The following is a 25,523-nucleotide window of genomic DNA, read 5'->3' as shown; positions in this document are numbered from 1 at the left end:
ACAACGGTCGTAGGCCGGGGTGCGGTCCGAGCAAACGTACTCGCGAGTACGTACGCCTACCGTCACACTTGGGTCACGAACGTGGCGTCTCGAACAGAATTCGCCACCTCACACGCACACCAGAAACGAGATGGCGGAGCGAATGTTCACACGTATAGCGGTAGTCAACCGAGGCGAAGCGGCGGTCCGCCTGATCCGAGCGGTCCGCGAGATCAACGCCGAGACGGACGGCTCCGGACAACCGCTCACCGTGATCGCGATGCACACCGAGGCCGAGCGGCGCGCGATGTTCGTCCGCCAGGCCGACGAGACCGTGACCCTGCACAAGACCGGCGCCGGCAACCCCTACCTGGATTACGCCGAACTCGAGCGCGCGCTGGTGGAGTGCCGCGCCGACGCCGTGTGGGTCGGCTGGGGCTTCGTCGCCGAGGACCCCGCGTTCGCGGACATCGTCTCCCGCCTGGGCATCACCTTCATCGGACCGTCGGCGGAGTCCATGCGCCTGCTCGGCGACAAGGTGCAGGCCAAGCTGCTCGCCGAGAAGGTGGGCGTACCCGTCGCGCCGTGGTCCGGTGGCCCCGTGGAGACCCGGGCCGACGCCCGACGCCACGCACAGGCCATCGGCTACCCCCTCATCATCAAGGCGCGCAGCGGTGGCGGTGGCCGCGGCATCCGCAAGGTCTACGCCGAGGACGAGCTCGAACTCGCCCTCGAGCGCACCCAGGGCGAGGCCGAGCGCTCGTTCGGTGACCCCGTCGTGTTCCTCGAGCGCCTCGTCACCGAGGCTCGCCACGTCGAGGTCCAGGTGATCGCGGACAACCACGGCAACGTGTGGGCTCCCGGTGTCCGCGACTGCTCGATCCAGCGTCGCAATCAGAAGGTCATCGAGGAATCGAGCTCGGCCGTCCTCACGAAGGAACAGTCGGACCATCTCCGGACCGCGTCCGCCGAGCTCGTCCGTGCCGCCGGCTACCACGGCGCCGGCACGGTGGAGTACCTCTACCAGCCCGACCAGAAGATCTTCACGTTCCTCGAGGTCAACACTCGCCTGCAGGTCGAGCACCCCATCACCGAGTTCACGACGGGCATCGACCTGGTCAAGCTGCAGATCATGGTGGCGGCCGGCCATGCCCTCGAGGGCGAGTGCCCCGGCGAGTTCGGCCACGCCGTCGAGGCCCGCCTCAACGCCGAGGACGCCGACAACGGGTTCGCCCCCGCGCCCGGCACCGTGCGGTTGCTCAAGTTCCCGCTCGGATCGGGGCTGCGCGTCGACACCGGAATCGCCCAGGGCGACGTCATCCCGCCCGATTACGACTCGATGGTCGCCAAGGTCATCGCCTGGGGCCGCGATCGGTCCGAGGCCCTCGCCCGGCTTCGCACCGCCCTGCGCGAGACGACCGTGGTCATCGACGGCGGTACCACCACCAAGTCCTTCCTACTCGACCTGCTGAACCGCGAGGAACTGATCGACGCCACCGCCGACACCGGCTGGCTCGACCGCACCGGCGCGGGAACCGCCGAGGGGCCCTCCCGGGTCGCCGACGTCGCCCTCGTCTCCGCGGGGGTCGACGCGTACGACGCCGACGAGGCCCGCGAGCGTGCGAAGTTCCTCACCTCGGCCCGCGGCGGCCGGCCTCGCGCCAGCCACGAGATCGGCCGGACGGTCGAACTGAACTACCAGGGCCAGGGCTACCAGCTCACCGTCGGTCAGGTCGGTCCCCACCGCTACCAGGTGACGGTCGACGGCCGCGAGATCGAGGTGGACGTGGAGCGGCTCGGCGAGTTCGAGCGTCGGGCCACCATCGACGGCACCCGCTTCTCCGTGGTCACCGTGGCCGGCCCGGCCGGCTACCTCGTCGAGGTCGACGGCATCAGCCACCAGATCAGCCAGGACGAGGCCGGTCTGGTGCGCGCCCCGGCTCCCGCCGTCGTCGTCGCCGTACCCGTGGCCGTCGGCGACGTCGTCGAGACGGGCGCGACGCTCGTGGTCCTCGAGGCCATGAAGATGGAGACCGCGGTCCGTGCCACCGCCCCCGGCCGGGTCAGCGAGGTGCTCGCCGTCGTCAACGCCCAGGTCGACAACGGCGCGGCGCTGCTGCGCGTCGACCCCATCGGCGAGGCCGCCGCGGTGTCCACCACCGCCCGAGTCGAGTTCCGCTCCCCGTGCGCCGAGCAGAATCCGGACGATCGCTTCGGCGCGCTCGCCCGGCTCGACGAATTGCGTGCTCTCCTGTGCGGTTTCGACGTCAGCGCTTCCCGCGCACTGGCCTCCATCGCCGAGTACGACGATCTACGCGGCGGACTCCCCCGCGACGACCGGCAGATGGTGCAGGCCGAGCTCACTCTGCTCACCACGTTCGCCGACATCTGCGAGCTCACCCGCAACCGTCCGACGATGGCCGAGGAGGACACCGACGAGCGCGTGCACAGTCCGCGTGAGCACTTCCACGCCTTCCTGCAGTCCCTCGACGCCGACGTGCAGGGTCTGCCGGAGGACTTCCAGGACAAGCTCGCTCGTGCCCTGCGCCACTACGACAAGACCGATCTCGAACGCGGCGGCGACCTCGAGGAAGCGGTCTACCGCCTCTTCCTCGCGCAGCAGCGCATCGAGAACCAGGTCCGGCCGATCGCCACGATGCTCGATCGCTGGCTCACCGATCCCTCCGTCGCCCCCGACGCGTCCCGCGAGGTGGGCGAGGTCCTCGAGCGGCTGATCGTCGCCACCCAGGTGCGCTTCCCGGTCATCGGCGACATCGCCCGGAGCCTGCGCTTCCAGCTGTTCGACGAGCCGAAGATCCGCAAGGCGCGCGAACAGGTGTACGACGGCGTCCGAGGAAGCCTGCAGTACCTGACCGAGAATCCCGATTCCGCCGATCACGCCGAGCGCATCGACGCACTGGTCGGAACTCAGGAACCGTTGGTGGAGTTGCTGTCCCACCGGATGTCCGACCCCGGCGCTCTGCTCGAGGTCATCACCCGTCAGTACTACGAGATCCGCGACTTCGAGGACGTCAAGGCCTTCGATCGCGAAGGGCGACACTACGTCTCGGGAACCTTCACCCTGGTCGGCGGCAAGGTCGACCTGTTGTCCACGATGACGGACCACACCGGCCTGTCCTCGACGCTCGACGCACTGGCCGGCATCGCCGGACCCGCTCCGGAGAACCTGGCCGTCGACATCTACCTCGCGTGGCCCTCCGCCCCCACCCGGGCGGACGACATCGTCGCCGAACTCCGGGACGTCATCGCCGGCCACCCGGCCACCTCCTCGTGGCGTCGGGTCACCGTGTCGGTCTTCGGCCGCGGAACCGGCATCTCGCGCCAGGTCACCTTCCGCCCCGGCGAGGACGGCACGCTCGCCGAGGACGTGTCGCTGCGGGACCTGCATCCCCTCACCGGACAACGCCTGGACCTGTGGCGGCTCAAGAATTTCGACGGCTCCCGCCTGTCGTCTCCTCCCGGCACCTACCTCTTCGAGGTCGTGGCGAAGGAGAACCCGAAGGACGAGCGCCTCATCGCGCTCGCCGAGATCCGCGACGCGACGGTCCAGTACGACGATCACGGCAACGTGGCGTCGGTGCCGGGCATCGAGGGCACGCTCTCGGCCTGCCTCGACGGAATCCGCCGAGCTCAGGCTCGCCGCGGTGGCCGCCGACTCGAGCACAACCGCGTCGTCCTCTACGTGTGGCCGGTGCTGGACCTCCCGCTCGAGAACCTCACGGTGGTGGCGCGGCACCTCGCGCCGCTGACGGTCGCGGCCGGGCTCGAGGAGATCACCATGATGGCGCGCTTCCCCGCCCGCCCCGGCGCGGAACCGACCCTGCAGGCCCTGCGCTTCTCGTACCGTCCGGGCACGGGCGTCGTCGTCAAGGTCACCGATCCGCCCACCGAGCCCATGCGCCCGCTCGACGCCTACACCCAGAACGTGCAGCGGTCTCAGGCCCGCGGCACCGTCTACCCGTACGAGCTCATCCCGGTCCTCACCGGACCCGACGGTTCCTTCGTCGAGTACGACCTCGTGGAAGACGGTTCGCTGCAACCGATCTCACGCCCGTACGGCCGAAACACCGCGGGCATCATCGTCGGCCTGGTCTCGACGCCCACCACCCTGCATCCCGACGGCATGACCCGCGTCGCGCTGTTCGGTGACCCCACCAAGGCGCTCGGTACCGTCGCCGAGGCCGAGTGTGCCCGCATCGTGAAGGCCATCGACCTGGCCGAGGAACTGCAGGTGCCGGTCGAGTGGTTCGCCCTGTCCTCGGGCGCCACCATCTCCATGGGCAGCGGCACCGAGAACATGGACTGGGTCTCGCGCGGGCTGCGTCGGATCATCACCTTCACCCAGGGCGGAGGTGAGATCAACATCGTCGTCGCGGGCATCAACGTGGGCGCCCAGCCGTACTGGAACGCCGAGGCCACGATGCTCATGCACACCAAGGGTATTCTGGTGATGACGCCGGAGAGCGCCATGGTGCTCACCGGAAAGCAGTCGCTGGACTACTCCGGCGGCGTCTCCGCCGAGGACAACTTCGGCATCGGCGGGTACGACCGCGTGATGGGCCCCAACGGCCAGGCGCAGTACTGGGCCCCGAACCTCGGCGCCGCCTGCGAGGTGTTGTTCGCACACTACGAGCACGCGTATCGCGTTCCCGGGGAACGCTTCCCGCGTCGGGACAGCACCAGCGATCCCGTCGACCGCGACATCCGGACCTACCCGCACGTGCACCCGTCGAGCGACTTCAAGACCGTCGGCGACATCTTCTCCTCGGCCACCAACCCCGAGCGCAAGAAGCCGTTCGACATCCGCACCGTCATGCGCGCCGTGGTCGATCAGGATCACTCGGTGCTCGAGCGATGGGCCGACATGGCCGACGCCGACACCTCGGTGGTGTTCGACGCGCACCTCGCCGGCTACCCGGTGTCGGTGATCGGCATCGAGTCGCGAGCCATCCCCCGCAAGGGCTGGTTCCCGACGGACGGACCGGACCAGTGGACGTCGGGCACGCTGTTCCCCCGGTCGTCGAAGAAGACGGCACGGGCGATCAACGCGGCCAGCGGTAATCGCCCACTCGTGGTGTTGGCCAACCTGTCCGGATTCGACGGATCACCGGAATCCCTGCGCAACCTCCAGCTGGAGTACGGCGCCGAGATCGGCCGGGCCATCGTCAACTTCGACGGTCCCATCGTGTTCTGCGTCGTATCCCGCTACCACGGTGGCGCTTTCGTGGTGTTCTCCGGCGCTCTGAACGAGAACATGGAGGTGCTGGCGGTCGAGAGATCGTTCGCCTCGGTGCTCGGTGGCGCACCGGCCGCGGCCGTGGTGTTCACGCGAGACGTCAACGCGCGCACCGCCGCCGATCCGACGGTCCGCGACCTCGAGACCGCCATGAACGCGGCCGAGGACGACGGCGAACGCGCCCGCCTGCAGGTCGAGCTGTCCGCCGCGCGCACCTCCGTGCGGTCGGAGAAGCTCGGCGAGGTGGCATCGGAATTCGAAGCGGTGCACAACATCGAACGCGCCCGCACCGTCGGATCGGTTCACCACATCGTCGCGGCGGCCGAACTGCGACCGCAGATCATCGCCGCGATCGAACGGGGCATGGCGCGCACCTGACCCGAGGATGCACGCCGGAGAACGGAACGATCAGCCGGCGACGATGACCTCCGCCGTCATCGTTCCGTTCTCCACCGGGGTGCCCTGCGCGATGATCGACGTGCCCGGAGCCAGGTCTTCCACCGACGACGCGCCGAACGCCAGAATCTGGGTGTTCTCGTCCGTCAGCACGGTCACGCGCGAACCGCCGATCCCGACCATCTCGATGGTGGTGCCGTCCACCGACTCGATGGTGCCCAGCACGGCGCCCTGCGTGCCCAGCGCTTCGCCGAGACCGCCCGGAAGTTGCTCGATACCGGGAGCCCCCTCGGGGTCCTCGGGGAACGCCGGCGGGGGCGGTGGGATCTCGAGCGAGGTCGCCGGCGGCGGAGCGGGCGCGCTGGTCGTCGGCGGGGTGGCGGTCTGCTCGGACCGCGAGTCGACGAGCAGGTAGGCGACGAACCCGAGGATCGCGAGCACCACCAGAGCTCCGATGGCGACGAGAACGGACCTGGACGGACCCCGGCCACCGTCGGGTTCGGGCTGGGGTGGGCCGTACTGGGTGGGCGGCCCGTACGGCTGTCCGCCGTACGGCTGCTGCTGGGGGTAAGGCTGGCCGTAGGGCTGGTCGTAGGGCTGCTGGCCGTACTGCTGACCGTAAGGCTGCTGACCGTAGGGCTGCTGCTGCGTGTACGGCTGACCGTAGGGCGGCTGCTGACCGTACGGATCGCCGTAGGGATTCTCGCCCGCCGGAAGCGCCTCCGTCGGCCGGTATCCCCCGTACCCCTGCTCCCCGTACTGCTGCTCCCCGTACCCCTGCTGCCCGTACTGCTGCTCCCCGTACTGCGGCGCCCCGTACGCCTGCGTGGGGTCGGACGTGTGACCGATGTGCTCGGTCGGGTTGTCGTCGTCGCGCCGATCTCGGGGGTTGGTCATGAATTCGAGGATAGGTGCACCGACGTCGCGGGCGGGTGAGCAGCGGTTCGCTCGACGCGCCCGGACACGGGAAATCGGGCAAAGACGTGAGCCTGGCCGTGACACCTGAGACAATGACGTCACCGCTCGTGCGCGGCGCCGACGACCGGTGCCGCCGATCGACCGGGGTCGATCCGTCGGGGGTCTGAGGTCGGCAGTGTCATGTTCACCGATCCGGACGCGGCGGCGCAGCCGGGGGGAAACCGAGCGAGGGTGTGTGTCCGCTGATCTCGACCACTCCGTACACGCGAACATACGGTTCGCGACACCGACGTATTCGCTGCTAGCGCGGGTCGTCATCGCGACGATGACGGTGTTCGTCGGCGTCGGTTCACTGCTGCTCCTTCCCTCCGGAGCGTTGCGCTCCAGCGGCCCCCCGGTGATCTGGTTCTTCGCGATCACGTCCGTCCTGGTCGCGGTCGTCTGGGTTCGGTTGTGGCCGCGCCGCCACGTCGATGCCGCCTACGTCGCGTACGCCGACATCGCTCTCGTGTCCGTGCTGAGCACGTTCGAGGTCCCCTTCGACGCTCTGCCCGGCTGCGGACTGCTCGCCGTCGTCGCGATGTACGTGGTGGTCTTCGGATCGACCCGAATCATGCTCGTCCACCTCGCCTTCTCCATCGTCGTCGTCGCCGGGTTCGCCACCGCCGCGATCGACGCGGGGGCATCGCCGTGGCTGACCGTCTCGCGCACCTTCACCCTCGTCGGCCTGTTCTCCGCACCGTTCGTCATCCTGCTCTACATCGGCTATCTGCGAGCTCAGGTCGAGAGCAACAAGCGGGATTCCCGCACGGGGCTGCGCAATCGACGCGGCCTGCAGCTCGAGATCCGGTCGCTGCTCACCCGGTTGCCCTCGAACTCCACGATGGGGGTCGTGGTGATCGACGTGGACGATTTCTCCTCCGTGGAGCAGAGATACGGCGTCGGCACCGCGAACGGGGTGATCGACGACGTGGCCGTGGCCCTGAAGGAATCGTTGCCGGGCGACGCGGTGCTCGCCCGCGTGGGTGTCGACGAATTCGTCTGCGTCGCCATCGGATCGCCCCAGCACGTCGACACCGTCGTCGCCACCATGGTGCGGGCCGTCGACGCGTCCACGGTGCGCAGCGCTCCGGTCCACCTGCGCTCGGGAACCGCAGTCGGAGGGGCGGATTCACTACCCGAAGCCGACGCCGTCCTGCGCCGACTCATGGCACTGGCCGAGATCGACCGCTCCGGCGGCGTGGGCCCCATCGGTCAGGGCACACCGACACACACCCAGATCGCCCGGATCCGTTCGCGCATCCTGAGTCTCGTCGCCGACGGTGGACCGTCCATCGTCTTCCAACCGGTCTGCGCCGCCGCGGACGAGGCCGTGGTGGGATACGAGGCGCTGTCCCGGTTTCCGGCCGGCCACGGGTCGCCGCAGGCGTGGTTCGCCGACGCCCGGGTGGCCGGGGTCCGCCGCACCCTCGAGGTCGCGGCCATCGAACGGGCCGTCGAGGCGTCGGCCGCACTCCCGGCATCGAAGTTCCTGTCCGTCAACGCATCCGCCGAGACCATCGTCTCCGCGGACCTGGCGGCGTTGTTGCGCGGCGCCGCCGCCCGGCGCACGGTGCTCGTGGAGGTCACCGAACACGATCTCATCGACGACTACACCGCGCTCGGCGATGCCCTGGCCACGCTGCGCACCGCCGGAATCGCCATCTCGGTGGACGACGTCGGCGCCGGGTACAGCGGTCTCCGCCAACTCGTCGAGATCGAGCCCGACGTGGTGAAACTGGACGCATCCATCGTCCGCGGCATCGACACCGACCGGATGCGCCGAGCCGCAGCGACTTCCGTCGCGACCTTCGCCCGCGAGATCGGGGCGGCGTGCATCTACGAGGGCGTGGAGACGGTGGGGGAACTCGCGACCGCACGCGCCCTCGGCGCCGAAATGGTCCAGGGCTACCTGCTCGGGCGGCCCGGCCCGGCGCCGAGGACCACCGAGAACCACGTGCGGCCGACACCCGACACGTCGCGCACCCGACGCCCGAGCGTCGGCGACGACGAGCCCCCGCACCGGGTGGCGAACCGCAGCAGCTGAGCAGCTGCGGCCGCCCGGGGACTCAGCGCGCCGTGTACCCGCCGTCGACGAGGTAGTACGCACCGGTCATGAACGACGCGGCGTCACTGGCGAGGAACGCGACCAGGGACGACCGAGCCGCACTCAGTGCAGCACCAGCCCCTCGCCCTCGGCGTCCGTGTCCACGCGCACGGTGTCGCCGTCGACGACCGACCCGGCCAACAACTTCTTGGCGAGTTGATCGCCGATCGCCTGCTGCACGAGCCGGCGCAGCGGCCGCGCGCCGTACAGCGGGTCGTAACCCCGTGCGGCGAGCCAGGATCGAGCGTCGTCGCCGACCTCGAGGGAGAGTCGACGGGTCGCGAGCCGATCCTGCAGCTGACCGAGCTGGATGTCCACGATGTGCTCGAGCTGCTTCTCGCTCAACGAATCGAAGATCACGACGTCGTCGAGGCGGTTGACGAACTCGGGCTTGAACGATCGCCGCACCGCGTCCATCACCTGCTCCTTGGTTCCGCCGGCTCCGAGGTTGGACGTGAGGATCAGAATCGTGTTGCGGAAGTCCACCGTTCGACCCTGACCATCGGTCAGACGCCCCTCGTCGAGCACGGCGAGCAGGATGTCGAACACGTCCGGGTGCGCCTTCTCGACCTCGTCGAACAACACCACCGAATACGGACGCCGCCGCACCGACTCCGTGAGCTGACCGCCGGCCTCGTAGCCGACGTAGCCGGGAGGGGCACCGACGAGACGCGCGACCGAGTGCTTCTCGCTGTACTCGCTCATGTCGATACGGACCATGGCGCGCTCGTCGTCGAACAGGAAGTGCGCCAACGTCTTCGCGAGCTCCGTCTTGCCCACACCCGTGGGTCCGAGGAACAGGAACGATCCCGTCGGACGGTTGGGGTCGGACACCCCGGCCCTCGCCCGGCGCACCGCGTCGGACACGGCCCGCACGGCGTCGTCCTGGCCGACGACCCGCTTGCCCAGCTCTTCCTCCATTCGCAGCAACTTGGCCGTCTCGCCTTCGAGCATGCGCCCGGCGGGAATGCCGGTCCACGACGCGACGATGTCGGCGACGTCGTCGGGGCCGACCTCTTCCTTGAGCATGACCTCGGGCCCCGGAACCGTGTTCGCGGTCTTCTCCGCCAGCTCCTTCTCGAGCCCCGGAATCCGGCCGTACCGCAGCTCGGCGGCCTTGCCCAGATCGCCGTCGCGCTCGGCTCGTTCGGACTCGCCGCGCAACGATTCGAGCTGCTCCTTGAGGTCGCGGACCGCGTCGATCGAGGTCTTCTCGTTCTGCCAGCGGGTGCTGAGCTCGGCGAGTTTCTCCTTGCCGTCGGCGAGCTCGCCGCGCAGCTTCTCGAGGCGCGCCTTCGACGCGTCGTCGGTCTCCTTGCTCAGCGCCATCTCCTCGATCTCGAGGCGACGCACGACGCGTTCGATCTCGTCGATCTCCACGGGGCGCGAGTCGATCTCCATGCGCAGGTGCGACGCGGCCTCGTCGACGAGGTCGATCGCCTTGTCCGGGAGGAACCGCGAGGTGATGTAGCGATCGCTCAGCGTCGCCGCGGCGACCAGCGCGGAGTCGGTGATGCGCACGCCGTGGTGCACCTCGTACCGCTCCTTGAGCCCACGCAGGATGCCCACGGTGTCCGCGACCGTCGGCTCCCCGACGAGGACCTGCTGGAAGCGTCGTTCCAGGGCCGCGTCCTTCTCGATGTACTTGCGGTACTCCTCGAGCGTCGTCGCCCCGACCAGGCGCAGCTCTCCGCGCGCCAGCATCGGCTTGATCATGTTGCCCGCATCCATCGCGGACTCGCCGGTCGCGCCGGCGCCGACGATGGTGTGCAGCTCGTCGATGAACGTGATGACCTGACCGGCCGAGTTCTTGATGTCGTCGAGCACGGCCTTGAGCCGCTCCTCGAACTCGCCGCGGTACTTGGCTCCGGCCACCATCGACCCGAGGTCCAGCGACACGACGCTCTTGCCGCGCAGGCTCTCCGGCACGTCGCCCGCGATTATCCGCTGGGCGAGTCCTTCCACGATGGCCGTCTTGCCCACACCGGGCTCGCCGATGAGGACCGGGTTGTTCTTCGTGCGTCGGCTCAACACCTGGACGACGCGACGGATCTCGGTGTCACGCCCGATCACCGGATCGAGCTTGCCGCTGCGCGCGGCCTCGGTGAGGTCCGTCGAGTACTTCTCCAGCGCCTTGTACGTGCCCTCGGGGTCTGCGCTGGTCACCCGCGCACTGCCGCGCACGGCCGTGAACGCCTCCCGGAGAGCGGTGGCGGTGGCGCCGTGCCCCTCGAGCAGAGTCGCGACGTCGGAACGGCCGCCGGCGAGACCGACGATGAGGTGTTCGGTGGAGACGAACTCGTCGTCCAGTTCGGTCGCGAGCTGCTGGGCGGCCGAGATGGCCGCGAGAGCCTCACGGCCGAGCTGCGGCTGCGTCGTCGATCCGGTGGCGGTCGGCATCCGATCCACCAGGGTCTGCGCTTCCCGGCGCACGACCGCGGGATCGACGCCGACGGCCTCCAGCAACGGACCGGCGATGCCGTCCGTCTGATCGAGCAGCGCCACGAGCAGGTGAGCCGGGCGGATGTCCGGGTTTCCCGCAGAGGACGCCGACTGCAGCGCGGCGGTGAGCGCTGCCTGGGTCTTGGTGGTGGGAGTGAACGAATCCACGGTCGCCCTCTTTCTGCTGTCGCATGTGTCGCTGTCGCGTGTGGTGCTGCCTGCAACGGTATCGTACTTGAGTCTATTCCACTCAAGTTAACTGAGCCGCCTGCGCTGAGCGTCACGTCCGAGCTGTCGAACCCCGAGCCGTCGGCGGCGCGATGTCGGGCGTCGGTGCCGAGCACTACTGTGGCGGGGGCACAACAGGACGTGGGAAGAGGTTGTCGAATGCTCGAGGCCGGAGCCATCGCGCTCGTGCGCTCGGGTGTCGCCGCCGTACTGGCCGAGGACGACGGGCCGGATCGCGTCGCGCGCGACTTCTACGCCCACCTCTTCGCCGAGTACCCCGAGTTCCGGGGCTACTTCCCCGCGTCGATGGATCAGCAGCGCCATCGCCTGGTGCGCGCGGTCGAGTACGTGGTGAACCACCTGGACGATCAGCGCACGTTCCTGCCCTTCCTGCATCAACTCGGCCGCGATCATCGCAAGCACGGGCTCACCGGCACCCACTTCCTCGCCGGTCAGAACGCACTGGTGGGCGCGTTTCGTTCGTTCACCGGCTCCGACGGGTGGACACCCGAGGCCGACGCGGCGTGGCGGCGGGTGGTCTCCGTGCTCTGCAACTCGATGGCCGTCGGCGCCGACACCGAGGACCTGCCGCCGTACTGGACCGCGACGGTGGTCGAACACCACCGCACCCTCGACGACCTCGCGATCGTGCGGCTGCAGACGGACCACCACGTGCCGTACGAGCCCGGCCAGTACCTGAGCGTGCAGATTCCGCAGCGCCCTCGCATGTGGCGGTACCTCTCGCCCGCGATCGCACCCAACGAGTACGGCGGGATCGAGTTCCACGTCCGACGCGTGTCGGCGGGCTGGGTCAGCCCGGCGATCGTCACCGAGACCGCCGTGGGTGATCGGTGGCTGCTCGGTCCGCCGTTGGGCGGACTGCACGTCGACCGTTCGGTCGGCGCCGAGGACGTGCTCATGATCGCCGGCGGTACCGGAATCGCACCCCTGCGCGCGCAGCTGATGGAGATGGCGATGAAGAGCCGCAATCCGCGGGTCCACCTCTTCGTCGGCGGGGAGTACCCCAGCGATCTCTACGATCTCGAGACGCTGTGGCACCTCGCGCAGTCGAATCCGTGGCTGACCGTCGTGCCCGTCGTGGAGAACCCCGAGGAGCCGTGGTGGCGACCGGGACCGTCCACGGAGATCCCGCCCGGTATGAACCATCTACTGGTGGGCAAGCTCGGCCAGGTGGTGACGCGGTTCGGCTCGTGGGCCGACCGACAGATCCAGATCTGCGGGTCGCCGTCGATGGTGCGGACGACGCTGTTCGCTCTGCGCAAGGTGGGCACCCCGATGGAGAACGTTCAGCACGATCCGCTGGGGTACTGACCGTTCGACGGCGAAATGGTCGTCCGGGTTACCGGCCGGTAGACGAAATACCGGCGAGTAACCGTCGATTACCGATGAGTAACTGTCACAGAGCGGCGTTCGCGGGCCGTCCGAGACCGGATCGGTCTCGGGGCGAACGCCACGCGAGTGTCGGCACCTTACCGGGTAAAGAGCCTGTATTCATTTCCGGTTCCATCCGGATGAATGTCGTCCGAACGGATTACCAGCGCCACGCATGCGCCCGTACGCATTCTTCGACGAATGCTCCGATCGAACGACTATCCGGCGGCCCGGACGACGCTGGGAAGCATGCGCTCCGGGGCCGACAGCCCACCCCATACGCCGTACGGCTCACCGGCGGCGATGGCGTAGTCACGGCATCGCTGCAACACCGGGCACTGCTCGCAGACTCGCTTGGCCTGCTGTTCACGGGCGGTTCTCTTGTGGCCGCGCTCGCCCTCGGGGTGAAAGAACACGGCCGAATCCATGCCGCGGCACAATCCGTCGAGTTGCCACTCCCAGGTGGTGGCGATCGGCTCCGGTAACTGAACGGGCTTCGACATGACGCTCCTTGTTGCTACCGACGAATTCCTTCCGTCACGGTTGCAAAAATACATTACGAGCCGACCAAGAAGAAGTTAACGTAGGAAACTTCGAAACAATCGCCGCCGCTTTATTTTCGGTTACAGACAACTCGTTATGCCGAGAAACGAGGCGGAAGCAGACCGAACGCCCTGGTGGGCCTCTGTACCGATGCAGCATCGGGGCCCGGAGTCGCCTAGGTTGTGACACGTGAGTGCTGTGGATCTGCCTGTCGAATTACGCCGCGCCCTGGTGGGAGTCGCCCGAGTTCCGCGGCTGCTCGTGGCGTCGGATTACGACGGCACGATGGCCCCCATCGTGTCCGACCCGCAGAAGGCGTTTCCCATACCCGAGTCGGTCGCCGCCCTGCGTGCCCTCGCCTCTCTCGACGGAACCAGCGCCGCGGTCATCTCCGGTCGCGCGCTGCGCGATCTCGCGATCCTCTCGCGCCTGCCCGTGGAGGTTCAGCTCGTCGGCAGCCACGGGTCCGAGTTCGACGCCGGGTTCGTCACCGAGCTGGGCAGCGAGGCCACCGACCTGCTGCGCTCGATCGTCACCGAACTCGAGGCCGTCGCCGCGCGCGGTGCGAACATCACCGTCGAGACGAAGCCCGCGAGCGCCGCCCTGCACGTGCGCAACGCGTCCCCCGAAGACGGCGCCCGTGCCCTCGACGAAGTGCGCACCGGCGCCGCCAACTGGGACGGCGTCCAGGTCACCGAGGGCAAGTCGGTCATCGAGCTCGCCGTCATCGTCACCGACAAGGGGCAGGCGCTCGACATCCTCCGCCATCAGGGCGGCGCCTCCGCGGCGGTGTTCTTCGGCGACGACGTCACCGACGAGAAGGCTTTCCGACGCCTCCACGGCCCGGACATCGGAGTCAAGGTCGGTCCCGGCGACACCCTCGCCGGCTACCACGTCGACAGCACCGAGCAGGTCGCCGCCGCCCTCGCCTTCCTGCTCGAGGAGCGTCGTACCTGGCTCTCCGGTGCCCACGCCCCGCGCATCGAACGGCTGACGATGCTGGCCAGCCCGCGTTCGGTCGCTCTGCTCACCCCCGAGGCCGGGCTGACGTGGATGTGCCACCCGGAACCCGATTCGGCCGCGATGTTCGCGCACCTCCTCGGCGGGGACGAGGCGGGCCACTTCACCGTCGGGCCCGCCAAACCGTCGTTGCCGCTGAGTCAGCGATACGTCGACAGCACCATGACCGTGCAGACCCGCTGGGCCAGCCTCGAGGTCAACGACTACCTCGCGCACGACGTGACACCGGACCGCACGGACTTCACCCGCGTCATCACCGGCAAGGCCAAGGCCGTCGTGGTCTTCGCACCGCGTCCGGAGTTCGGCCAGGCGCGCGTGCGCCTGCAGCTCGAGGACGACGGCATCGAGGTGCTCGGCACCAACGATCCCCTGGTGCTGCGGTCCCCCGGCGTCACCTGGACCGTGAGCAACGAGGCCGGACAGGACATCGCTCGCGCCGAGATCGACCCGTCGGACGGACCCGTGGTTCTCGAACTGCGATGCGGCACCGACGATCTCGGACCATCGCCGGTTCCCGAGAAGGAGCGTCGCGCCCTCGCGGAGTCGTACTGGCACGATTGGGCGGCCTCGCTCACGCTGCCCCAGCTCAAGCCCGATCTCATGAAGCGCTCGGCGCTGACGCTGCGTGGACTGGTGCACGCCGACTCGGGATCCATCATGGCCGCGGCCACCACCTCGCTCCCCGAGGAGATCGGCGGCGTCCGCAACTGGGACTACCGCTACTGCTGGCTGCGCGACGCCGCCCTCACCGCGTCGGCTCTGGTGAACCTGGGTTCACTGAGCGAGGCCGAGAACTACCTGTTGTGGGTGCACGACGTTCTCGCCACGGTGCCGAGCCCCGAACGGCTGCACCCGCTGTACACCCTGTGGGGACAGTCGCTTCCGCCCGAAGCCGTCATCGACTCGCTGCCGGGCTACGCCGGATCACGCCCGGTCCGCGTGGGCAACGCCGCCAACCAGCAGGTGCAGTTGGACGTCTTCGGCCCCATCGTCGATCTGATCTCCACCCTGGCGCACAGTCGCGTGCGCGCCGGCTCCACCGAGAACACCGAGATTCTCACCGACGCGGACTGGAATCTGGTGTGCGCGATGGTCGAAGCCGTCGAGCGCCGCTGGTCCGAGCCGGACAACGGCATCTGGGAAATCCGCGGCAACCCCCGCCACCACGTCTACTCCAAGGTGATGTGCTGGCTGACCGTCGACCGCGCTCTCACCCTGGCCGAATCCTTCGGGCGCGAAGCACAACCGGGATGGCGCACCCTGCGTGACGTCATCCGCGCGCAGGTGCTCGACAAGGGGTGGAGCGAGGAAGCGCAGTCCTACACCGCGGCGTACGGCGGCACCGATCTCGACGCGGCCACGCTGCACATCGGACTGTCCGGACTCATCGACGCCGACGACCCCCGCTTCGCCGCCACCGTCGTGGCCACCGAAGCGGAGCTGCGCAGCGGCGCGACCGTCTACCGCTACCACCACGACGACGGGCTCCCCGGCGGCGAGGGCGGCTTCCACCTCTGCGCGGCGTGGCTGGTCGAGGCGTATCTGCTGATCGGGCAACGGCTTCCGGCCGAGGCGCTGTTCGCGCAGCTCGTCGCCGCGGCGGGACCCACCGGGCTGCTCAGCGAGGAGTACGACCCTGTGGCCGAACGATCGCTGGGCAACCACCCGCAGGCCTACAGCCACCTCGGGCTGCTGCGGTGCGCGCAGCTCCTCGCCGCGAACTGACGGGCGGGACTCGGGGGGTCGGGACTCGGGGCCCGGGACTCAGGGGATCGCGACCGGGCCGACCGTCTCGCCGATCAGGAACTGCGTCGGAAGGTGCTCGGTACGTTCGACTCCCGAGTGCGAACCGCCGAGCACCAGCTCGCCCACCAGCCGCCCCTTCTCCACGACGGGCTGCCGCACGGTGGTCAGCCCCACGCGGGAAGCTTCGGCGATACCGTCGAACCCGGTGACCGACATGTCGTCCGGCACCCGGATGCCCTGCGCCGTCAGATGATCGAGCGCCCCGAGCGCCAGGACGTCCGACGTGCACAGGAGCGCGGTCACATCGGGCTGCGCGGTCATCGCCTGCACGGCGGCCGATCGGCCCGCGCCGCGCGTGTGCTCGAACCGCTCGATCACCTCGAACTCCGGTGCGAGCCCCGCGGCACTCATCGCGTCCCGGATGCCGGCGATCCGCTCCCGCTGAACGTGGAACGTCACCGAGTCCATCCGCTCCGCACTCACCGGACCGTCGTGACGATCGCGTCGTAATCGCATGCACAGCACGGCGATTCGGCGGTGGCCCTGCGCCAGCACGTGGTCCGTCAGCTCCCGCATGGCCCGGCGATCGTCGATCCCCACCAGCGAGGTGCCCTCCACGTCGCGAGGCTGATCGCACACCACCGTCGGCAGGTGACGGTCCCGGACGGCCGTCAGATGCGGATCGTCGTCGGAGACGGAATAGACGACGAACGCGTCGACCCCGGCCTGCTGCACCACGGCCGCGGCCTCCTCGGGAGTGGACACCGGGCCGGCCGGGATCAACAGCAGCCCACGCCCGACGCTCTCGCACGATTCGGCCAGGCCCGTGAGAAAGCCGATGGCGGCCGGATCACTGAAGGAGTAGCTCAGGGCCTCGGTGAGCACCAACCCCACGGCCCCCGCGCGTCGGGTGCGCAGCGAACGGGCCACCGGATCGGGCCCCGGATAACCCCGCGCCTTGGCGGCGCCGAGAACGCGCTCGCGCATCTCGGGCGAGAGTTGGTCCGGACGGTTGTACGCGTTGGACACCGTGGTGCGGGAGACGTTGAGCTCCGCGGCCAGCGACGCCAGGGTGGCCATCCTGCGTGGTTCCGGGGACCTCGACATGGGACGACGGTAGCCGCTGAACCGATCCAGCGCAGCCGAGTGCACCGGACCGTTCGCCCGATTAGGGGCTGGTAACGGTTCCCATTAACATTAGGGGCACAACCCGCAGTCCACACGAGGAGATCGCCGTGTCCACACCCATCCGTCGCGGACGGATCATCACCACGCTCGGCCTCGCCGCGGTGACGGCCACGGCCCTCGTCGGGTGCAGTTCCGACGACACGGCGAGCGCGGCCGGCAGCGACGGCCTCCCCGTCGTGGTGGCCTCGACCAACGTGTGGGGCAGCGTCGCCGAGGCCGTCGTGGGAGACCGCGCCACGGTGCAGTCGATCATCGAGGACCCGTCCGCGGACCCCCACTCGTACGAGGCGAGTCCCGCCGACGCCGCCGCGATCACCGAGGCATCGCTGGTGGTCTACAACGGCGGCGGATACGACGAGTTCGTCGACGACATCCTCGACGCGGGCGCCGATACCCCCAGCGTGGACGCGTACTCGCTGCTGGGCGAGAGCGGGCACAGCGACGACGAGACCCATTCGGACGAAGCCCATTCGGACGAGACGCACTCGGACGACGAGGCCGGTCACAGTGACGAGGCGGGCGACGACCACGGCCACGACCACTCCGGACCCAACGAGCACGTCTGGTACGACCCCGAGGTCGCCGCCGCCACCGCCGAGGCCATCGCGTCCGAGCTCGGTGCGATCGACCCGGACAACGCGCAGTACTACACCGACAACGCCGAGGCGTTCCACGACAGCGTGCACGAGATCACCGATATCACCGACCGCATCGCCGAGCAGCGCCCCGACGCCCCGGTGGCGCAGACCGAACCGATCGCGCACTACCTGCTCGAGGCCGCCGGACTGCGCAGCCTGACGCCGGACGACTTCGTCGACGCCATCGAGGAGGGCAACGATCCCTCCCCTGCCTCGATCGCCGCGACGCGCGACCTGTTCACCGACCGCGAGGTCGAGGTCCTGGTCTACAACACCCAGACCGAGGATGCCGTCACCTCGGACATCCGCGCGACCGCGGAGAGCAACGACGTCCCCGTCGTCGAGGTCACCGAGACCCTGCCCGCCGACACGGACTACGTCACCTGGCAGAAGGACGCCGCACAGTCGCTCGCCGACGCTCTCGGCGTGACGAGCTAGGTGACGTCCGTTCGTCTGGCCGGCGCCACGCTGGCCTTCGGTGACCGCGTTCTGTGGTCGGATCTGGATCTGTCCGTCGCCGCCGGTGAGTTCGTCGCCGTTCTGGGCCCCAACGGCTCGGGCAAGACGTCGCTGCTGAAGGTGCTGCTGGGACAGAACGAGCTCACCTCCGGCGTCGTGGAGATCGGCGGGGCCCCGGTGACGGCGGGCGGCTCGTCCGTCGGGTACATCCCGCAACAGAAGGCCATCGACGAGTCGGTTCCGCTGCGCGGCCGCGACTTCGTCGGGCTCGGGTGGGACGGCCACACCTGGGGCATCGGTTTCCGCGGTCGACGGGCCCGACGCGACGCCGTCGACGCCGCCCTCGCCTCGGTGGGCGCCGCCGACTTCGCCGACGCTCCCCTGGGGCAGCTGAGCGGTGGCGAGCAGCAGCGGCTCCGGGTCGCCCAGGCCCTCGTCGGCAACCCCGACGTACTGCTGTGCGACGAACCGCTGCTGAGCCTCGACATGGCGAACCAACAGATCGTCGCGCACCTCATCGATCAGCGTCGACGCAGCCACGGCACCGCCGTCGTGTTCGTCACGCACGAGATCAACCCGATCCTGCCGATCGTCGATCGCATCGTGTACCTGGTCGACGGCAAGTTCCGCATCGGCAGCACCGACGAGGTCATGACGAGCGAGGTGCTCTCCGAGTTGTACGACACCGAGGTGGAGGTGCTCCGCGTGCGCGGTCGCCTCGTGGTCGTCGGCACCGGCGACGCCATGGACGCGCTCGGCAGTGCGGGCGGCGTCCGACCGGGCGAGGGCACCCACCATCTCGACGAGCCGAACCGGGACTGACATGGACAAGATGCTCGACGCCCTGAGTCGGATCTTCGACTTCGAGACCACGGCGAACCTGCTGACGTACGACTTCGTCCAGCAGGCCCTGATCGCCGCGGCGCTGCTGGGTCTGCTGGCCGGCATTCTGGGGCCGCTGATCGTGAGTCGGCAGTGGTCGTTCGCCGTGCACGGCTCGTCGGAATTGTCGTTGACCGGCGCCTCAGCCGCGCTGCTCGTGGGATTGTCGGTGGGTATCGGCGCGATCATGGGGTCGGTGGTCGCGGCCGTCCTGTTCGCGGTGCTCGGTCGGCGTGCCCGCGAACGCGATTCGGTGATCGGCGTCGTCATGAGCTTCGGACTGGGGCTGGCGGTGCTGTTCCTGTGGGCCTATCCCGGCCGCACCGGCACCAGTTTCTCGCTGCTCGTGGGGCAGATCGTCGGCGTCGGCAGCACCGGGCTGGGGCTGCTCGTCGGCGTCTCGGTGATGGTGATCGCGGTGCTGTTCGTCGTCTACCGACCTCTGCTGTTCGCGAGCACCGACCCCGAGGGCGCCGAGGCCCGCGGCGTCCCGATGCGGAAGCTGTCCATCGTCTTCGCCGTACTGGTCGGCATCGCCTGTGCGATCGGCGTGCAGATCGTCGGCGCCCTGTTGGTGCTGGCCCTGCTCATCACCCCGGCCGCCGCCGCGTCGCGGGTCACCGCGAACCCGGTGCGGGCCACCGTGCTGTCGGTGATCTTCGCCGAGGTCGCGGCCGTCGGCGGCATCCTGCTCTCCCTCGCGCCCGGTGTGCCGGTGTCGACGTTCGTCACCACCATCTCGTTCGTGATCTACCTGGTGTGCCGGGTGATCGGTCGGCGCGGTGGGGACAAGCGCGGCGGGGATCGGCGCGGTACCGGACGGACATCGTCCGCGCCGGAAACTACCCTGGCGTGAATGGTCGACCTGAACAGTGATCTGGGCGAGGGATTCGGCACCTGGACCCTCGGTGACGACGCCGCGATGCTGCAGCTCGTCACCAGCGCGAACGTGGCGTGCGGCTTTCACGCGGGTGACCCCGCGACCTTGCTGACCACGTGCCGCGCGGCGGCGGAGAACGGGGTGCGGATCGGGGCGCAGGTCGGCTACCGCGACCTCGCGGGGTTCGGGCGGCGCTTCATCGACATGGCATCGGACGATCTGTACGCCGACGTCGTCTACCAGATCGGCGCGCTCGACGGGCTCGCGCAGACCGTCGGCTCGGCCGTTGCCTACGTCAAACCCCATGGGGCGCTGTACAACACGATCGTGCACCACGAGGCGCAGGCCCGGGCGGTGGCGACCGCGGTGCGCGACTACGACCCCGGACTGCCCGTGCTGGGCCTCCCCGGCTCCGCGTTCTTCGACGTCGCCGCCGAGCTCGGACTACGGACCGTTCCCGAAGCCTTCGCCGATCGCGCCTACCTCCCCGAGGGCACGCTGGTCTCGCGGCGCGAACCCGGCGCGGTGCTGACCGACGTCGACGACGTGGCGGACCGCGTGCTGCGGCTGGTCACGAGCGGAGAGATCGAGGCCGTCGACGGATCGGTGGTGCGGGTCGACGCCGAATCGGTGTGCCTGCACGGGGACACCCCGGCCGCCGTGCAGATGGCCGAGGCGGTGCGCGCGCGGTTGCGGCAGGCCGGCATCGTTCCGGCGGCGTTCGTCTCGTGAGAATCCTGCCGTTCGGCGACCGCGCGCTGCTGGCGGAGTTCGACGACGTCCACGAGGTCGCCGCACACCACGCCGGGTGGGTGGACGGCACAGCCGGCGTGCTCGACGTGATCCCCGCGGCCCGCACCGTTCTGGTGCGGTTCTCGTCGTCGACCGAACCCGCCCGAGTGGAAGCCTGGATGCGTCGCACGCCGCCGGGCACCGTGGGCACCGCGTCGTCGACGGTGGAGATCGCCGTGACCTACGACGGACCCGATCTCGAGGACGTCTGCGCGGCCACGGGTCTCACCCGCGATCAGGTGGTCGCCGCGCACACCGCGCAGGCGTGGACGGCCGCGTTCTGCGGGTTCGCGCCGGGCTTCGCGTATCTGGTCGGCGGCGACACTCGACTTCGCGTGCCCCGCCGCGACACCCCGCGCACGTCGGTTCCCGCGGGAAGCGTCGGGCTCGCGGGGGAGTTCTCGGGCGTGTACCCGTCCGCGTCGCCCGGCGGGTGGCAGCTGATCGGCACCACCGACGCCCCGCTGTGGGACGTCGACCGCGATCCCCCGGCGCTCGTCGCGGCGGGGACGCGGGTGCGATTCGTGGAGCGGGCGTGAGCGGTGGGTGCGGCTGGTGCGGTGGGTGCGGCTCCGATCCGCACCCTTTCTCGAGGCCGCACACCCGTTCCAGCGCACTGCAGGGTGTGTCCGCCTGCGACAACCGGTGCGGATCGCCATGACCGCACTCGACGTCCTCGCGACGGGCCCACTCACCACGGTGCAGGACCGCGGACGGTTCGGATTCTCCGCCGTCGGGGTGGGCCGCTCCGGCGCCGCGGACGAGGTCTCGCACGACGCCGCCAACCGGTTGGTGGGCAACGATCCCGATGCCGCGACCCTCGAAGTGACGTTCGGTGGGCTGACCGTGCGCGCCCGCGGCGACCTCTACGTCGCGGTGGCCGGCGCTCCCGGACGGGTGACGGTGGACGGGGTGGAGCACGCCCGCGGCGTCGGTATCGCCGTGGGACCCGGCGCCGTCCTGACCCTCGAGCCCCGAGGCCTGCGGACGTACCTCGCGGTGCGCGGCGGGATCGGGGTCGAGCCGGTCCTGGGCAGCCGCTCCTACGACACCCTCGCTCGCCTCGGTCCGCCGCCGCTCACCGTCGGCGACACCGTTCCCGTCGGGGATCGCTCGGAGGAGTGGCCGGCCGCGGACCTCGATCCCTACCGTGCGGACGCCACCGAGCGCGCGCCGGAGCTGCGCATCCTTCCCGGCCCCCGCGCGGACCGATTCACCGCTCGGAGTCGTCGGGCGCTCGTCGAACAGAGCTGGACGGTGTCCACAGACACCGATCGCGTCGGGATGCGGCTGACCGGCGACGAGGCCCTGGTGCGATCGCGAACCGACGAGCTCCCCAGCGAGGGCATGGTGCGCGGTGCGATCCAGGTTCCGCCCGACGGGTCACCCGTGGTCTTCCTCGCGGATCACCCGCTCACCGGGGGTTATCCGGTGAGCGCCGTCGTCGCCGAGGCCGACGTGCACCGGGCCGCGCAGTGTGCGCCCGGGACGGTGGTGCGGTTCGTGTGGCGCTGAATCGTGGACGTCTGCGCCCGCTCAGCGGGTGTGGATGTCCACGATTCGCTCGGCGATCACAGGCCGTACTCCACGCACACGAAGTCCCCGTTCCGCGCGACGTCGACCAGGCGCAGGTCGAACCGCCGCGGCAGCAGCGGACGCCCCGACCCCAGCGTCACCGGAGCGATGTAGACGATCACGCGATCGAGGTGCCCGGCCTCGGCGAACTGCGCGGCCAGGTCACCGCCCCCGACGATCCAGACGTCCTTGCCGCCCGCGGACTCGACGATGCGGTCGACGAACGACGCGACGTCACCGTGCACGAACCGCACGTCCTCGTCCGTCGCGGGGAACTCTCGATGCGTGCACACCCAGGCGGGGACGTCGTACTCCCACCCGGCGCCGGTCTCCGCCGCGTGATCGAGGACCCAGCGGTACGTGGTCGCTCCCATCACCAGAGCCCCGATGTCGGCGATGAAGGCGCCGTAGTTCATCGGCCCGTTCTCGTCCTGCTGCTGCGTGAAGAGCCAGTCGAGGGAGTCGTCGGAGTCGGCGAGGAACCCGTCGAGCGAGGTCGCCGTGTAGTACGTCGTCCGGGTCATGGATCGACGCTAGCCGAGACGACGATCGTGGACCTCCACACCCGCCGAGCGGGCGCAGACGTCCACGATTCGCCCGGAGCTACGCCCGACGGCTCCGCGCGATGTCGGCCAGCACCACACCGGCGGCGACGGAGGCGTTCAACGACTCCACCGGTCCGGCCATGGGGATCGACAGGATGTTGTCGCAGGTCTCGCGCACCAACCGCGACAGGCCCTTGCCCTCGGAGCCGACGACCACCACGACGGGCCCGGTTCCGTCGAACTCGTCGAGCGAGGTGTCACCCTCGGCGTCGAGTCCCACCACCTGTACACCCTTGTCGGCCCAATCCTTCAGCGTCCGCGTGAGATTGGTGGCCCGAGCGATGGGGAGCCGAGCGGCGGCACCGGCGCTGGTGCGCCACGCGACGGCCGAGACGCTGGCGCTGCGACGCTGCGGGATGACCACACCGTGCCCGCCGAACGCCGCCACGGACCGCACGACGGCGCCGAGGTTGCGGGGATCGGAGATGTTGTCGAGCGCGACCAGCAGCGGCGGCTCCTGATGCTGGCGCGCCTGGGCGAGCAGATCGTCCGGGTGCGCGTAGCGGTACGGCGGCACCTGGAGCCCGATGCCCTGGTGCATGCCGTTGGCGCTCATCCGGTCCAGATCGGTGCGCGAGACCTCGAGGATCGAGATCCCGGCCTCGGCGGCGAGCTGGACGCTCTCCTTCAGACGCTCGTCGGACTCGGTGCCGATGGCCACGTAGAGCGCCGTCGCCGGAACCCCGGCGCGCAGGCACTCGAGCACCGGGTTGCGGCCCAACACGTTCTCGGGACCGTCCTCGGTCTTGCGCACCGGGGGACGACCGCCGCCGGGACCGCGACCGCCGCCGCCACTGCCCGCGATCTTCTCCGCGTGACGCGCCTTGCGAGCCGCGGGATGCTTGGTGCGCTCCGATGCCGGCGGCGTCGCGCCGCGGCCCTCGAGTCCCTTGGTGCGCTTACCGCCGGACCCGATGACCTGGCCCTTCTTGGTACCGGACTTGCGGACTGCGCCGCGCCGAGCTGAATTGCCTGCCATGAGTTACTCCGTGCGCTCTGGCGCGCGAGGCGCCGGTTGTCCGACCGACCACTCGGGGCCGCTCGGGGTGTCGGTGACCTCCACGCCCGCGTGGGCGAGCCGGTCACGAATGCGATCGGCCGTCGGCCAATCCTTGCCCGCTTTCGCGGATGCGCGTAGTTCGAGATCGTCGGCGATGAGGAAGTCCAGCGCCGCCCGCGCGTCGGACGCATCGGACGACCCCGTCGCCCAGTGCGCGTCGAGCGGGTCGACGCCGAGCACGCCCGCCATCGCCCGGATGGAGGACGCCGCCGTGACGGCCGCGTCCAGGTCGCCCGCCGCGAGGGCGGTGTTCCCGTCGCGGCGTCGACCGTGAATCTCGGCCAGTGCCTTGGGAACCGAGAGATCGTCGTTCATCGCCGCGGCGAAGGCGTCCGTCCACTCTCCGACGGGCACCTCCCCGGCACGCTCGGCCGTCCGGGTCACGAACGCCTCGACGGTCCGATACGCCGACGCCGCCTCGAGCAGCGCCGCCTCCGAGTACTCGAGCATCGACCGGTAGTGCGCACTACCGAGGTAGTACCGAAGTTCCTGCGGGCGAACGGTACCCAGCATGTTGGGGATCGAGACGACGTTGCCGAGCGACTTCGACATCTTCTCGCCGCTCATGGTGACCCAACCGTTGTGCAACCAGTACTGGGCGAACCCGTCTCCGGCCGCACGTGACTGAGCGAGTTCGTTCTCGTGGTGCGGGAACACCAGATCCAAACCGCCGCAATGGATGTCGAAAGCACTGCCCAGGTACGCCTCGGCCATGGCGGAGCACTCGATGTGCCACCCCGGCCGGCCCCGACCCCACGGCGTCGGCCACGACGGCTCCCCCGGCTTGGCCGACTTCCACAGGGTGAAGTCCCGCGGATCGCGCTTGCCCTCGGCCACACTCTCACCCTGGTGCACGTCGTCGAGCTTGTGCCCGGACAGTGCGCCGTAGCTCGCGTAGCTCTGCACGTCGAAGTACACGTCGCCGGCCGCGGCGTAGGCGTGACCCGCGTCGATCAACCGAGTGATGAGTTCGACCATCTGGGTGATGTGGCCGGTGGCCCGCGGTTCCGCCGACGGCGGCAGCACGCCCAGTGCGTCGTACGCGGAGGAGAAGGCTCGCTCGAAGGTCGCGGCCCACTCCCACCACGGACGGCCGGCAGCGGCGGCCTTGTTCAGGATCTTGTCGTCGATGTCGGTGACGTTGCGAACGAAGGCGACGTCGAACCCGCTCGCGGCCAGCCAGCGCCGCAGGATGTCGAACGCCACCCCGCTGCGGACATGGCCGATGTGGGGTTCGCCCTGAACGGTTGCCCCACAGAGGTACACCGAGGCGTGTCCGGGGGTCAGCGGAGCAAAATCTCGCACGGACCTGGTCGCGGTGTCGTAGAAGCGCAGGGTCACGGGGCTCGATCCTACCGTCGATAGACTCCCGTCGAG

The 25,523-nt window shown here is 69.5% G+C and carries 17 protein-coding genes; 10 read left to right on the top strand and 7 right to left on the bottom strand.

Translation table 11 applies throughout. The features are described 5' to 3' along the window. The first annotated feature begins 142 nt into the window (after positions 1-142). A complete protein-coding gene (locus ACY466_RS02715) occupies positions 143-5,614 on the top strand; it encodes an ATP-binding protein (RefSeq protein ID WP_463249643.1) in 5,472 nt (1,823 codons plus the stop codon). Positions 5,615-5,644: 30 nt separating this feature from the next. Here the strand turns inward: ACY466_RS02715 and ACY466_RS02710 are convergent, their stop codons facing one another. Further along, a complete protein-coding gene (locus tag ACY466_RS02710) occupies positions 5,645-6,529 on the bottom strand; it encodes a hypothetical protein (RefSeq protein WP_463249642.1) in 885 nt (294 codons plus the stop codon). Positions 6,530-6,875: 346 nt separating this feature from the next. Here ACY466_RS02710 and ACY466_RS02705 point away from each other — a divergent pair, with 346 nt between their 5' ends. Next, positions 6,876-8,636: an EAL domain-containing protein gene (locus ACY466_RS02705; RefSeq protein WP_463249640.1), complete on the top strand. Its 1,761-nt coding sequence runs from the start codon at positions 6,876-6,878 to the stop codon at positions 8,634-8,636. A gap of 123 nt (positions 8,637-8,759) precedes the next feature. On the opposite strand, the gene clpB is transcribed toward ACY466_RS02705, so the two are convergent. Beyond that, positions 8,760-11,306 carry an ATP-dependent chaperone ClpB gene (gene clpB / locus ACY466_RS02700; protein ID WP_463249639.1) on the bottom strand — a complete coding sequence of 849 codons (2,547 nt, stop codon included), beginning with the start codon at positions 11,304-11,306 and terminating at the stop codon, positions 8,760-8,762. Between the two features lie 219 nt (positions 11,307-11,525). Here clpB and ACY466_RS02695 point away from each other — a divergent pair, with 219 nt between their 5' ends. Next, positions 11,526-12,698: a globin domain-containing protein gene (locus ACY466_RS02695; protein WP_463249637.1), complete on the top strand. Its 1,173-nt coding sequence runs from the start codon at positions 11,526-11,528 to the stop codon at positions 12,696-12,698. Between the two features lie 278 nt (positions 12,699-12,976). Here ACY466_RS02695 and ACY466_RS02690 read toward each other — a convergent pair whose 3' ends face one another. Continuing rightward, positions 12,977-13,261 carry a WhiB family transcriptional regulator gene (locus ACY466_RS02690; protein ID WP_463249636.1) on the bottom strand — a complete coding sequence of 95 codons (285 nt, stop codon included), beginning with the start codon at positions 13,259-13,261 and terminating at the stop codon, positions 12,977-12,979. A 229-nt stretch (positions 13,262-13,490) separates the two neighbouring features. Between ACY466_RS02690 and otsB the strand changes: the two genes are divergently transcribed. Beyond that, entirely contained in the window at positions 13,491-16,046 is a 2,556-nt protein-coding gene (otsB, locus tag ACY466_RS02685; protein WP_463249634.1) for a trehalose-phosphatase, read from the top strand. Positions 16,047-16,085: 39 nt separating this feature from the next. On the opposite strand, the gene ACY466_RS02680 is transcribed toward otsB, so the two are convergent. After that, on the bottom strand, positions 16,086-17,174 hold the full coding sequence (locus ACY466_RS02680) for a LacI family DNA-binding transcriptional regulator (RefSeq protein ID WP_463249633.1): 1,089 nt from the start codon (positions 17,172-17,174) through the stop codon (positions 16,086-16,088). Positions 17,175-17,302: 128 nt separating this feature from the next. Between ACY466_RS02680 and ACY466_RS02675 the strand changes: the two genes are divergently transcribed. The 6 genes from ACY466_RS02675 (at position 17,303) to ACY466_RS02650 (ending at position 22,421) form a co-directional block, all read left to right on the top strand. Continuing rightward, positions 17,303-18,331, top strand: coding sequence for a metal ABC transporter solute-binding protein, Zn/Mn family (locus ACY466_RS02675; protein ID WP_463249631.1), 1,029 nt, complete (start codon positions 17,303-17,305; stop codon positions 18,329-18,331). Next, a complete protein-coding gene (locus ACY466_RS02670) occupies positions 18,332-19,174 on the top strand; it encodes a metal ABC transporter ATP-binding protein (RefSeq protein WP_463249630.1) in 843 nt (280 codons plus the stop codon). Position 19,175: 1 nt separating this feature from the next. Further along, entirely contained in the window at positions 19,176-20,090 is a 915-nt protein-coding gene (locus tag ACY466_RS02665; RefSeq protein ID WP_463249628.1) for a metal ABC transporter permease, read from the top strand. Then, positions 20,091-20,846 carry a LamB/YcsF family protein gene (locus ACY466_RS02660; RefSeq protein ID WP_463249627.1) on the top strand — a complete coding sequence of 252 codons (756 nt, stop codon included), beginning with the start codon at positions 20,091-20,093 and terminating at the stop codon, positions 20,844-20,846. Between the two features lie 2 nt (positions 20,847-20,848). Continuing rightward, positions 20,849-21,445 (top strand): 5-oxoprolinase subunit B family protein, encoded by a 597-nt coding sequence (locus ACY466_RS02655; protein ID WP_463252115.1) that lies wholly within the window; start codon positions 20,849-20,851, stop codon positions 21,443-21,445. 118 nt (positions 21,446-21,563) lie between these two features. Continuing rightward, a complete protein-coding gene (locus ACY466_RS02650) occupies positions 21,564-22,421 on the top strand; it encodes a 5-oxoprolinase subunit C family protein (protein WP_463249625.1) in 858 nt (285 codons plus the stop codon). Positions 22,422-22,477: 56 nt separating this feature from the next. Here the strand turns inward: ACY466_RS02650 and ACY466_RS02645 are convergent, their stop codons facing one another. From ACY466_RS02645 to cysS, 3 genes are all read right to left on the bottom strand, one after another. Then, complete coding sequence (locus ACY466_RS02645) at positions 22,478-23,005, bottom strand: dihydrofolate reductase family protein (protein WP_463249624.1); 528 nt, start codon at positions 23,003-23,005, stop codon at positions 22,478-22,480. 79 nt (positions 23,006-23,084) lie between these two features. Further along, complete coding sequence (gene rlmB, locus ACY466_RS02640) at positions 23,085-24,065, bottom strand: 23S rRNA (guanosine(2251)-2'-O)-methyltransferase RlmB (protein ID WP_463249622.1); 981 nt, start codon at positions 24,063-24,065, stop codon at positions 23,085-23,087. Between the two features lie 3 nt (positions 24,066-24,068). After that, a complete protein-coding gene (cysS, locus tag ACY466_RS02635; protein ID WP_463249621.1) occupies positions 24,069-25,487 on the bottom strand; it encodes a cysteine--tRNA ligase in 1,419 nt (472 codons plus the stop codon). Positions 25,488-25,523: the final 36 nt, after the last annotated feature.

It is taken from the genome of Rhodococcus sp. K11/5 (assembly GCF_055193735.1).
The sequence above is the reverse complement of the archived record's forward strand: the minus strand, read 5'-3'. Positions and strand labels throughout refer to the sequence as shown.